Source organism: Candidatus Hydrogenedentota bacterium (genome assembly GCA_016791475.1).
Lineage (GTDB): Bacteria > Hydrogenedentota > Hydrogenedentia > Hydrogenedentales > JAEUWI01 > JAEUWI01.
The window spans coordinates 85,206-96,178 of sequence record JAEUWI010000025.1 but is presented as its reverse complement, the minus strand read 5'-3'; the positions used below and the strand labels follow the sequence as shown (position 1 = coordinate 96,178).

Annotated in this window: 10 protein-coding genes; 6 read left to right on the top strand and 4 right to left on the bottom strand. The window is 63.3% G+C overall.

Features of this window, described 5'->3' with window-relative positions:
• The first annotated feature begins 41 nt into the window (after positions 1–41).
• Positions 42–209 carry a hypothetical protein gene (locus tag JNK74_14830; GenBank protein ID MBL7647458.1) on the top strand — a complete coding sequence of 56 codons (168 nt, stop codon included), beginning with the start codon at positions 42–44 and terminating at the stop codon, positions 207–209.
• A 61-nt stretch (positions 210–270) separates the two neighbouring features.
• Here JNK74_14830 and JNK74_14825 read toward each other — a convergent pair whose 3' ends face one another.
• A complete protein-coding gene (locus tag JNK74_14825) occupies positions 271–1,362 on the bottom strand; it encodes a type IV pilus twitching motility protein PilT (GenBank protein ID MBL7647457.1) in 1,092 nt (363 codons plus the stop codon).
• A gap of 248 nt (positions 1,363–1,610) precedes the next feature.
• On the opposite strand from JNK74_14825, the gene JNK74_14820 reads away from it, so the two are divergent.
• Genes JNK74_14820 through JNK74_14810 form a run of 3 tightly spaced genes read left to right on the top strand, consistent with a single transcriptional unit; the run spans position 1,611 to position 4,587 of the window.
• On the top strand, positions 1,611–2,972 hold the full coding sequence (locus JNK74_14820) for a sugar transferase (protein ID MBL7647456.1): 1,362 nt from the start codon (positions 1,611–1,613) through the stop codon (positions 2,970–2,972).
• Positions 2,972–3,643, top strand: a complete 672-nt coding sequence (locus JNK74_14815) for a tetratricopeptide repeat protein (protein ID MBL7647455.1) — start codon at positions 2,972–2,974, stop codon at positions 3,641–3,643. The genes JNK74_14820 and JNK74_14815 overlap by 1 nt, the downstream gene beginning before the upstream one ends.
• Positions 3,640–4,587 (top strand): glycosyltransferase, encoded by a 948-nt coding sequence (locus JNK74_14810; protein ID MBL7647454.1) that lies wholly within the window; start codon positions 3,640–3,642, stop codon positions 4,585–4,587. The genes JNK74_14815 and JNK74_14810 overlap by 4 nt, the downstream gene beginning before the upstream one ends.
• A gap of 143 nt (positions 4,588–4,730) precedes the next feature.
• Here JNK74_14810 and rfbD read toward each other — a convergent pair whose 3' ends face one another.
• On the bottom strand, positions 4,731–5,594 hold the full coding sequence (gene rfbD, locus JNK74_14805; protein ID MBL7647453.1) for a dTDP-4-dehydrorhamnose reductase: 864 nt from the start codon (positions 5,592–5,594) through the stop codon (positions 4,731–4,733).
• 285 nt (positions 5,595–5,879) lie between these two features.
• Between rfbD and JNK74_14800 the strand changes: the two genes are divergently transcribed.
• The gene (locus tag JNK74_14800) at positions 5,880–7,031 is read left to right on the top strand and encodes a glycosyltransferase family 4 protein (protein ID MBL7647452.1); all 1,152 of its coding nucleotides are present in this window, start codon (positions 5,880–5,882) and stop codon (positions 7,029–7,031) included.
• A complete protein-coding gene (locus JNK74_14795; protein ID MBL7647451.1) occupies positions 7,028–8,464 on the top strand; it encodes a polysaccharide biosynthesis protein in 1,437 nt (478 codons plus the stop codon). The genes JNK74_14800 and JNK74_14795 overlap by 4 nt, the downstream gene beginning before the upstream one ends.
• A gap of 49 nt (positions 8,465–8,513) precedes the next feature.
• Here the strand turns inward: JNK74_14795 and JNK74_14790 are convergent, their stop codons facing one another.
• Positions 8,514–9,596 (bottom strand): hypothetical protein, encoded by a 1,083-nt coding sequence (locus JNK74_14790; GenBank protein MBL7647450.1) that lies wholly within the window; start codon positions 9,594–9,596, stop codon positions 8,514–8,516.
• Positions 9,593–10,900, bottom strand: coding sequence for an iron-containing alcohol dehydrogenase (locus tag JNK74_14785; GenBank protein ID MBL7647449.1), 1,308 nt, complete (start codon positions 10,898–10,900; stop codon positions 9,593–9,595). The genes JNK74_14790 and JNK74_14785 overlap by 4 nt, the downstream gene beginning before the upstream one ends.
• Between the last annotated feature and the right edge of the window lie 73 nt (positions 10,901–10,973).

Genomic DNA, 10,973 nt, shown 5'->3' with positions numbered 1-10,973 from the left:
GTCGTATGGGTCGTATGGGTCGTATGGGTCGTATGGGTCGTATGGGTCGTATGGGTCGTATGGGTCGTATGGGTCGTGTGGGTCGTGTGGGTCGTGTGGGTCGTGTGGGTCGTGTGGGTCGTGTGGGTCGTGTGGGTCGTGTGGGTCGTGTGGGGCTGGCCCGTGGAGAATTCCGGATTGAGCTTCATTGGATGGCGGCTTGCCCATGAAGAAGGCGGAAGATTCCGGGGAATCTTCCGCCTGTCGGGCCTGGCAATCTGATCGGGGTGCTCAGTCCGCCGTCGGGGGCTTGTACTGCACGCCGACGCCTTCCAGCGCTTTCATGAAACCTTCTTTGTCGACGGCTTTGGAGTAGCCTTCGGCCGGCTCGATCACGTCTTCTTTCACAAAGCGGGCGAGTTCGTCGTTCAGGAGCGTCATGCCTTCTTTCTTGGCCGTCTGCATGATGCTCATAACTTGCGCGGTCTTGCCCTCTCGGATAAGCATGCTCACGGCGGCGTTCACCACCAGCACTTCCAGCGCGGCCACGCGACCGCCGCCTTTCTTCTTGAGCAGGTTCTGGGCCACGACGCCCTTGAGGGCGGCGGAGAGCATGGTGCGTATCTGAGCTTGCTGACCCGAGGGGAAAATGTCGATGAGGCGGTCCACGGTGGAGATGGCCGTGGTGGTGTGGAGGGTGCCGAAGACCAGGTGGCCGGTTTCCGCCGTTTCGATGGCGATGTGGGTCGTTTCCAGGTCGCGCATTTCGCCCACGAGCACAATATCCGGGTCTTCGCGCAGGGCGGCGCGAAGGGCGTTCTTGAAGCCCAGGGTGTGGTTGTGCACTTCGCGCTGGTTTATGAGACAGCGCTGGTTCTGGTGAACGAATTCGATCGGGTCTTCAATGGTGATGATGTGGTCCGAGCGATTCTTGTTGATGTAGTCGATCATGGCCGCCAGGGTGGTCGACTTACCGCTGCCGGTGGGCCCGGTCACCAGTACCAGGCCCTTGTGGAGCTGACAGAATTTCTTGAGGGCCACGGGCAGTTTAAGTTGTTCGAAGGTGAGAATCTCCGAAGGAATCAGGCGGAACACGCCCCCGACGCCCTTGTGATCGCGGAAGATGTTGGCGCGGAATCGCCCATAACCCTCCAGTGCGTAAGCGAAGTCGGTATCGTTCGTGTCGTTGAACTCTTTTCGGTTTTTTTCGGGGGTAATCTCGAAGAGGAGCTGTTCCGCACGCTCCGCCGTCACTTCCTCATCCGCCTTAAGCGGAACAATCGAACCATCTTTTCGGAACATGGGCTTGCAGCCGGTGCACAGGTGCAAGTCCGACGTGCCATGCTCGACCATCAATCGGAAATACTTGTCAATTTCGGCCATAGAGCTACCTCCTCAAACGCCCGGAACGGGTTGCCAGTGTTGTGATTCACCTTGATTGCCAGGATTCCACGATCAGCCTAGCATGGCGTGGACGGGAAAACAAGTTTATTGACGGTTGTCCAGAATTCGCAGTATGGAGGTGGCCAACCCGTCTTGTCTTGCGCACAATGCCCTGATTTTGATAGACTTAAGTAGTTGCGCGCATGTGATTTAATGCCGTGTGCGCGGGTGTTCAGGAGGGTAATTCGTTGCCAGGGATTCGCGAACAACGCTGGGTAAGCACCTTGTCCTTCATGACGGACTTGCTGCTGTACTTTGCCGCGTTGAGTCTGGTGACGCCCTCGCGACTGGATACGCTTACCCACGTGGACTTCGCCCTGATCCAGCGCGACCGTCTGGTCTGCGTGGCCATCTTCGCGATTGCCGCCGTCATGACCGGCCGTCTGAACGTGTCCCGCCTTACGGATCGCTTCGACCTCATCTACCACACGCTCATCGCCCTGCTGACCACGGGCGTGGCCACCTTATTGCTGGTGACGCTGGTGCCGGTCGAGATGCGGGTTGTTTCGCGCCGGGAATTGATTCTCAGCCTGCCGACGGCGGCGGTGCTGCTGAGTGTGTGGCAGTATGGCCTGGCCTCTCTGGCGGCGCGCTTTGACAGCCTCCATCGCCTCTTCTATGTGGTGGGCGAGGCGGACGAAGCCCGTCGCATCGCGATGGAGATCGCACAGGATCGATCCGCCGTGGCGGATGCGCGGTGCGTGACTTTTGAAGAACTGGTGGCGGAGTGCGATGCGGGCGAAGGCGCGGGCTCGCCGACGCGCACGGGTATCCACAGCGTCATTATCTGCGCGGGGGACGATCAGGAGAAGCGCCTTCACGCGCTGCTCGAGTTTTGCGAGCGGCGCTTTCGAGACACCTATGTGCACCCCAGCCTGAGCAGCGCGCTGTTGCTGCACCACGGGAACCTGCTTCCCGTGGCGGGGATTCCGCTGGTCCGCGTTGCGGGCGAGCAGACCACGAGCCCGTACCTGTATGCGAAGCGGCTGACGGATATCGTGGTGTCGGCGATCGGCCTGTTGCTGGCGACTCCAATCTGCCTGGCGGCGGCGGCGGCGATCAAGGTGAGTTCGCCGGGGCCAATCTTCTATACCCAGCAGCGTCTTTCCAAGGGGGGGCGGCCTTTTACGATCTACAAATTCCGATCCATGCACGATGGCGTACCGCTGATGGACGAAGCGGGCCACGTGCTCGCGCAGAAGGATGATCCCCGGATTACCCCGGTGGGCCGCTTCCTGCGCAAGCACCGGATCGACGAGATCCCCCAGCTTTACAGCGTGTTGAAGGGGGACATGAGCCTGGTGGGGCCGCGTCCGGTGTGGAAAGAATACTACGACCAGCAGCGCGGCACCCTACCGCTCTTTGACCGCCGCCTGGTGGTGCGCCCGGGACTCACGAGTCTCTCCCATGTGCTGGGGGGCTACAGTTCCACGCCGGAAGACCGGCTCCGTTATGACCTGGTGTATATCAATACCCTGTCGATGGACGTGGATCTGCGGGTGCTCCTGTCCACGGTGCGCATCGTGCTCAGCGGCAAGGGGGCGCTCTGATGCACAGGCCGACCTTCAAGCATCCTGGCCGTATCCTCATCACCTGGGCGATGCTCTGGGTGATCGGCGCCGTGGCTATCGCCCTCTTCGATTTTAGGCTGGCCTCCTACGCGGCGGATCTGCGGGCGAACGACTATCGCACCTACCTCGGCGAGGCCATTGTGCTGCTGGAGTCCAAGGATTATCTGGGTGCGTTGCAACAGGTGGAGAAGGCCAAAGAACTCGCCCCGGACGTCTATGAGCCCTATGCCTACGCGGGCGGCATTCACTACCGCATGAATCAGTGGGAGCTGGCCTACGCCAACTTCACCCAGGCGGTGGCGAAGGGCGATCCCGGTGTTGGGCCTCGTCTGGACATTGTCTGGTCGCTGATTGAAATGAAGCGTTTCGACGAAGCGGCAGATTTCGGCGCGAAAGCGGTGGCGCAATTTCCAGAGAATGCCACGCTACCTCAATACACGGCGGAAGCCCTGCTCAAGGCTGCGCGGCCGGCCGAGGCGATTCCCTTTCTTGAGCGGGCCCTGGGGCAGTCGGAGAACAATGTGTACCTTCTTGATCGGCTGGCGCGCGCCCAGGAGCAGAAGGGCGATGCCGCCGCCGCCGCGAAGGTGCGCGCCCGCATCGACAGCATTCACGAGGCCATTGGTCGGGTTGGAAACGTGGTGCCATGATCGAGTCCCCGGCCTCGGGCGCCGAGGCCCCCGGTGTTTCCATTCTCTTCGTGGTGAAAAACGAGCGTAGCAATCTTGAGCGCATGTTTCCCATGATTCTCGCGCAAGACTACCCCGGCTCGGTCGAGTATATCTGTGTGGATTCGGGATCGACGGATGGCACCGTTGAATTCATGCGGGAACACGGCGCGGTCATCCGCGAGATTCCGCCGGCGGCGTTTCACCACGGGCGCACGCGCAATCTGGCGGCATCCCTTGCCACGGGGGAGATCCTTGTGATGCTTTCGGGCGATGCGTTTCCCGTGCATGAGCGGTGGCTGCAAAAGCTCGCGGGTCATTTTTCCGATCCCCGCGTGGGGGCCGTGTATGGCAAGCAGACCGCGCCGAAGGGTATGGGGGCGCTTCGCACCCAGAGCCTGGCGAGTGAATATTCCGAAAAGCGGCAGGTGCGTGATCCGAAGGAGATCACGCGATTCAATCCGGGCCACTTTCGCTTTTCCAACGCCAACGGGGCGGTGCGGCGCGCGCTCTGGGAACGCTTTCGGTGGAACGAGGAATTGCTGCTCGCCGAAGACCAAGGCCTGTGTCGCGACATCCTGATGGCGGGTTATCAGGTAATTTACGAGCCCGAGGCGGAAGTGATCCACGGACACGAGCGGAGCCTCTGGGGGGAGTTTAAGTTTGCGCTGGACAATGGCCTGTCCCTGTCGCGCATCGGGATCTTGAACAATCCGGAGATCGGCGGTGAACTGCGCTATGGTCTGGCGCGGGTGAAGACGGATCTCAGCCACTTTGCGAAGCGCGGGCGAATCGATTGCGTGGCGCTGTCGCTGCTTTCCTTTGCGGCGCGCTATGCGGGGGTACAACTCGGCAAGCGGGAGAAGCGATTGCCGCGCTGGTTTTTGCGCCGGGTCTCCGAGGTGCATGAGAAGATGGGGCTTTAGGGGGCCAGGTCCAGTGCCATAATTGCAGGGATGGCAGCGACGTCGAAGACAGCAGGCCGATGGCGGACCTGGAGAGTTGAGAGACCTGCTGTCGCTGCCGTCCCTGATGTCCCTGCACATAGGGAATGGCCTTTGAGCTTTGGTCACTCTTCCGTGCGGATCGCGAGGTAGTCCTTCAGCGCCTCGCGCCAGGGGGGCATGATGTCGAGGCCCTGATCCTGGGCGTGTTTATTCTCCAGCACCGAATAGGCCGGGCGGCGCACGGGCGACTGGAAGGCCGCCGAGGTGGTGGGGCTGAGGGTCACCTTCGTCCCCGTCTCTTCGAAGATGGCCTGGGCGAATTCAAACCACGAGCATGCGCCCTGACAGGTGGCGTGGTAGAGGCCCGGCTCACCCTTTTCAGCGAGGAGGCGAATCTGGCGTGCGAGCGCGAGCGTCCAGGTCGGCGTGGAAATCTCGTCGGTCACGACCTTTACCTCGGGGCGCGTGGCGGCGAGGTGGAGCATGGTGCCGATGAAATTGCGTCCGCCCTTCGCGCGGCAGGGGGCGTTGCCATAGAGCGCGGCGGTTCGCACGATGAGATGGTCTTCGAGCACGGACGCAATGAGATGCTCGCCGGCCACCTTGCTCGCGGCATAGACGTTGAGCGGCCGGGGGAGATCGCTTTCCACGTAGGGCTTCGAGCCGCCGTCGCCGAAGACGTAGTCCGTGCTTACGTGGACCAGGCGCGCCCCCGCGGCCTTGCAGGCCATGGCCAGATTCCGCGAGCCGGTCGCGTTGACCGCAAAGGCCAGGGCGGGTTCCTGTTCGCAAACGGGCACATTGTGGGCCGCCGCGGTGTTGATCACGAGATTGGGCCTGACTTCGTGGGTGATGAGCGCGTCCGCAGCGGCGGCGTCAACGATGTCGAGTCGGTCGCGTCCCGCGCGATGGACTTCGGTGTCGGCAAACACGGCGCAGAGATCCTGGCCGAGTTGGCCCTCGGCGCCGATGATGAGGACTTTCATGGATGGGTTCCTTTGTTTCGCAAGCGGGAAGGTGGAAGGCACTGCCCCGGCGTGTGTGGCGCAGTATGCCACAGGTTGGTTGGCAGTTGACAGTGGGCAGAGGTCTTATGGGTCTTATGGGTCTTATGGGTCTTATGGGTCTTATGGGTCTTATGGGTCTTATGGGTCTTGTGGGTCTTGTGGGTCTTGTGGGGCATTGGTGTCAACTGTCAACTGTCAACTGTCAACTGACCACTGGTATACTCCGGGCGCCCTTTGGTCACCCGAAATTGTAAGGCCACTCTTGTGAACTCTTTTTCCATCGCCGCCGATCTTAGTTGCCTTGCTTCGCGCCCGATTACGGGAGTGGGGTATTACACGGCGCATCTTTTCGACGCGCTGCTGCGCACTTCGCCCGGGCTTGATCTTCGGGTCTTTGCGTGCGCGGCGAAGCCACTTCCGGAGGAGGTTCATGGGTTTGGCGCAAGGGCGTCGCGATTTTCCGGACAGCGCATTCCCACGCGCTTGAAAAATGAACTGTGGACCCGCGTGGAATGGCCGTCCATGTCATGGTGGCTTGGAGAGACGGATATTGTGCACGGCGGCTTCCATCTCCTGCCGCCATCGCGCCGCGCGAAGCGCGTGGTCACTATTTTTGATCTTGCGGGCATGCGCCGGTCGGCGATCCATGAAGATGCTTCCCTCGCGCTGCACCGAAAGCTGCTGACCCACGCGGTGCCCAGGGCGGACGGCATCCTCGCCATTTCTCAGAGCTGCCGGATGGATGTGATCGATCTGCTGCAAGCCGACCCGGCTAAGGTTCATGTGGTACCTGGGGGCGTGATGCTGGAAGAGTTCAGTGGCCCGCTGGATCAAGCCCAACTTGCCGACGTGCGCCAGCGCCATGGCGTGGACGGACCCTACTGGATTCATCTGGGCACGCTGGAGCCGCGAAAGAATCTGAAGCGGCTGGTGGAGGCCTATGCCCGCCTGCGCGCTCGCCATGCGGCGCCCCGGCTTGTGCTGGCGGGCGGCGAGGGCTGGATGTTCGGGCCGGTGCTGGAGGCGATTGCGCGGCATGGATTGGAAAAGGATGTGATTCGCACGGGCTATCTTCCCCGCGAAGACGCGGTGGCGCTGCTGCGGGGGTCGCGGGGCTGCGTTTATCCTTCGCTGTATGAGGGATTCGGTCTGCCGGTGTTGGAGGCCATGGCCGCGCGTGTGCCGGTGCTGACCTCCAATGTGTCGTCCCTGCCCGAGGTGATCGGGGATACGGGTATTCTGGTGGAGCCGGAGGACGATGAAAGTCTCGACGCGGGTCTGGAGCGATTGCTGCTTGACCGCGGCACCGAGGGGGCGCGCGTGGAAGCGGCGTGGAATCGGGCGCAGGGCATGACCTGGGCGCACAGCGCGCAGGCCCTGTTGGCGGCCTATCGCGCCGTGTTGGAGCGGCCATGAGCGATGTTTCCACGTCTACCCGCGTGGGGCTGAATGCGGCGTTGCTTATCCTATCGCGCGTGGTCGGGCTCGCCATGGCCATGGTGCAGAGCGGGCTGATTTTTCGGGCCCTTTCGCTCGAAAGTCAGGGGCAATTTGGCGCGGCGCTGGGCTTTGCCTCATTCTTTACGGTCTTCGCGACGCTGGGCATTCAGCGGCTGCTCGTGCGCGAGATAGCGCGGGACGCGACCCACGCCTGGGATCAAGTGTGGACCTCGCTCGTGGTCACGGGGACGCTGTCGTCTCTCTGCCTCGGGCTGATCTGGCTTGTCCAGCGTGGGGATGCTCTCCAGTCTGCCGCGTTCTGGGCGGGCGTCTCTGTGGTGTTTCTCTGGGCATTGCAGCAGCCCTTCGAGTCCCTGCTGATCGCCCGGGAGCGAATGGGCTTGATCGCGGTTATGAACATTGGCGTGGGCGCGGCAAAGGTGCTGTTGGTGTATCTGCTGCTGGGCCAACCGGGGAGCGCGGCCCAGGCCCATGCCATCCTCGCGCTGGCCAATGGGCTGGGGCTGTTGTTGTGCGCGGCGGTGGCCGTTCGCGTGGGGGGCTGGCAGCGGCCCCACTTGCATCCGGGCGCGGTGATCGCGCAGGCCCGGGAGTGCGTCCCCTTTACGGTCGCGATGCTATGCAGTTGGATCTATTTCAAGTCGGATATTGTGTTGCTGGAATGGTTGCGCGGCGAGGCCGATGCGGGGATTTATGCGCCACCCCAGCGCCTGATGGAGCCGCTGCTGATGGTCGCGAGTCTCTGGGGCACGGCGGTCTTCCCGGCGCTCTGTCGCCTGACCCACACGGATAGCGGTCAGTTCCAGCAGCTCAAGGCGACTTCCGTGCGGCTGGCGGTGCTGGTGGCCTGTCCCATGGCGCTGGGGCTCGCCGTGCTGGCGCGCCCGGTGATGCTGCTGCTTACGGGCGACGATCCCGCGCTGGAGCAGTATGCCTTCGTGCTGCGGCTGCTCTGTTTCGTGGTGCCCTCCTTTTATTTCAACAGTCTGGCGCAGGAAATGCTCTACGCCGCGCATCGGAACTGGTTCGTGGTGGCGAGTCTGGGCGTAGCGGCCGTGGTCAGCGTTGCGGGGAATCTGGTACTCATTCCGCGCTTCGGCGTGGCGGGGCTCGCGGGGGTGGCCGTGGCGGCCAATCTTGCGGTCAGCCTGATGTTTGGGATTGGCCTGCGCCGGGAGCTGACGGATGGGCGGCTGGGCGTGCTGGCGCTGCGTACGCTGCTGGCGAGCGCGGTGATGGGCGTTGCGGCGTGGTATGCGGCCCCGTGGAGTATGGGGCTGGCCATTGTAGTTGGCGTCGTAGTGTATGGCGTGATGCATGGTATGCTGGGAACGTTGAATACGCTGGAGCGCGAAATGGTCCGGCATGTCTTGCGGCGGGGACGGTAGACGTCAGCATCGAAGGCGTGACAGCATTTCGACACGTGGGGTCAATCGGCTACCGTGTCCTGGTCGCCGATCCGGAGGGTGCGGTGGGCCTGGTCGGGCGTTGGGGCCGGTCCATGGCGGGGCGCTGAGGGCGTTCGATGTTGGGTCGCTCAACCGTCGGGCGTTCGATGGCGCGGCGCATTTTTTCGGGGGCATCGTCCTCCGACAGCGGTTCCAGGCGCGGCGGGGCTGAATCCGGTGGCCAGGTTCTTGCGGTGTCATCCCCCTCCTTTTCCTGCAAGTCGACCAGGTGCTGGCGCAGCATTTCGGGCTCTTCGAGCAATCGGGTCATGAAGGGCCCGTATTCTTTGGCGAGTTCGGGATCGCGGTGGATGAGGCTGCTCCAGTAGCGCATCCAGGGCGCGGCTTGCTCCACGTTGGCGAGGCTCAGGTTTCGCTGGTGCCATTTCCAGTATTCATTGGGCCGTTCCTGAAGCGCGTCATCCAGTGCGGCGGATTCGGTTTTGGATTCAAGTGCGTCGAGTTCGCGCCACCACGGGAAAATGGTCATGTGGGCATCGGGGAGGTGGGCGATGGCGTCGAGCGCGGTGAAGAGGGCGGCGCGCCACTCGGGCTGGCGTTCAAAGGCCTTGTAGGCGGCGTCCAGCGGCGCGGGGAGGGGGCGGACCTGCTTTGGATCCTTCAGGAAGCGCAGACCGATGTCCGGGTTCGCGCGGATGAAGCGGAGAGCGGCGGGGAGGCTGCGATCGGTTCGCGCCCGCTCCAGTTCCGTGCGCACCAGGGTTTCCACGGCGCTCCGCATCTCCGGGTTTTCGTACAGGGCCTTGTAGAAGGCGTCGAATCGGAGGGAGGCCGTGTCGTTGTCGGCCAGGGCCTCTTCAAAGTGGAGGGCCAGGCTCCGGAGGGCGGGCGCGGTGCTGGCCTGCCACCAGGCCGTTTCCGCTGCGCCCAGGGCCGGGCGCGCGGCCAATTGCTTCAAATAGCCTTCGTGGTGCTGGAGCAGCTCGGGACGGGTGGCCAGCAACCGGCTGAGGGATTCGGGAATGAGGTGTGAGACCGGCAGGGGGGGCGGCGGGCTGGTGGTGCCGTCGATGGCGGCGACAAGCAGGCAAATCGCCCACAGGCCGTTCATGCCAGGCCGAGCTCCGCCGCGAGGTCGAGGATGGTGAAGCGGTTGCGCAGGTAGCGCGCCCGCGCCACGCCGTTGTGATATTCCTCGGTGGAGACGGTTAAGGCTTCCGGGCTCACAGGTCCACCACAGGCGCGGATGCACTCAGTGACGATCGCGGCGGGTTGCAATTCGCGCCGGGCCTCTTCGCGCAGACGGGGGAGCATGGTCTTGAAGACTTCAATTTCGCGCAGGAAAGCTTCACGGTCGAGGCGCTTTTCCCGCCACTGGCCGAGGACTTCCTTGCCGACTTCTTTGCCCCAATCGGCAAAGATACTGGCTTCAATTTCATCCTCGCCGGGCTGCCGGGCAAAAAGGGATTCACCGTCGAGGTCGGCGGGATCGAGGGCGAGCACGTTTTCCCAGAGGCCGAGGGTGTGTATGGTGGCGACGCCCACCTGGGCGCCGTGGAGATCCTGGCCAGTGCCGTAGAGGGCGTGCTTCATGTCGAGGTAATGGGATATGAGGTGCTCGCCGCCGGAGGCCGGGGCGGAGGAGCCGGCGATGACCATGCCGAAGCCGCTTAGGAGCAGGGCCTCCAGAACAAGGCGGATGCCCTCCGGGTCGCCCTGACCGATGGCCTGGGCCTGCTGGAAGAGGCGCTCCTGGATGCCGTCGTTGAACTCGCGGGGGCGGTCGCAATAATAACCGCCGCGGAGCAGATGGGCCGCGCGCCAGTCGGCGGCGGAGGAGCACTTGGAGAGGAAGTCGGCGACACCCGCGGCGGCCATGCGTTGGGGGGCGGTGGCGACCACGGCGGGGTCGGCGAAAACGCCGAGGGCGGGCTTGCAGGGCAGGGTGCGCTTCAGGCCCTTTACCTTCAGGGCCACGATGGCGGAGGTGTAGCCGTTCATGGAGGCGGCGGTGGGGTAGAGAAGTACGGGCTTGCCCTGTTTGTTGGCGGCGTCCTTGGCGAGATCGCACAGGGTGCCCGCGCCGATGGCCACATAGAAGTCCGCGTGGCGTCCTTCCTCGGCCACGATATTGGCCTGCTCCTGGGTGGCCTCGAAAGGCTGCGCGCCGTAGGTTTTTTCGTCGAAGGCGATACCCGAATCGTGCAACGCTTCGTGGACACGGCCTTCGGCGGCTTCCTGGGTGTTTTCGTCGGACACGATGAGGGCGCGGCGACCGCAGCGGGTCTTGGCGAAGTCGGCCAGATCCCGCGCGGCGTTTTCGCCGATGGTGCAGCGTTCGATGGGGAGCTCGTGGCGTTCGCCGCAGGTGCAGTCGAAGGCGGTTCCGAGGCTGTGCCAGCCGAGTTGGGTCATGGGGAGGATTTCCGGGTTGAAGCTGGCAAGAGTATAGCAGAGCAAGGGAGGCAAAATCGGATAAGCGTGATCG

Coding starts and splice junctions, on each gene's coding strand:
- JNK74_14830 (MBL7647458.1), top strand. CDS start 42: ATGGGTCGTATGGGTCGTATGGGTCGTATGGGTCGTGTGGGTCGTGTG.
- JNK74_14825 (MBL7647457.1), bottom strand. CDS start 1,362: ATGGCCGAAATTGACAAGTATTTCCGATTGATGGTCGAGCATGGCACG.
- JNK74_14815 (MBL7647455.1), top strand. CDS start 2,972: ATGCACAGGCCGACCTTCAAGCATCCTGGCCGTATCCTCATCACCTGG.
- JNK74_14810 (MBL7647454.1), top strand. CDS start 3,640: ATGATCGAGTCCCCGGCCTCGGGCGCCGAGGCCCCCGGTGTTTCCATT.
- rfbD (MBL7647453.1), bottom strand. CDS start 5,594: ATGAAAGTCCTCATCATCGGCGCCGAGGGCCAACTCGGCCAGGATCTC.
- JNK74_14795 (MBL7647451.1), top strand. CDS start 7,028: ATGAGCGATGTTTCCACGTCTACCCGCGTGGGGCTGAATGCGGCGTTG.
- JNK74_14790 (MBL7647450.1), bottom strand. CDS start 9,596: ATGAACGGCCTGTGGGCGATTTGCCTGCTTGTCGCCGCCATCGACGGC.
- JNK74_14785 (MBL7647449.1), bottom strand. CDS start 10,900: ATGACCCAACTCGGCTGGCACAGCCTCGGAACCGCCTTCGACTGCACC.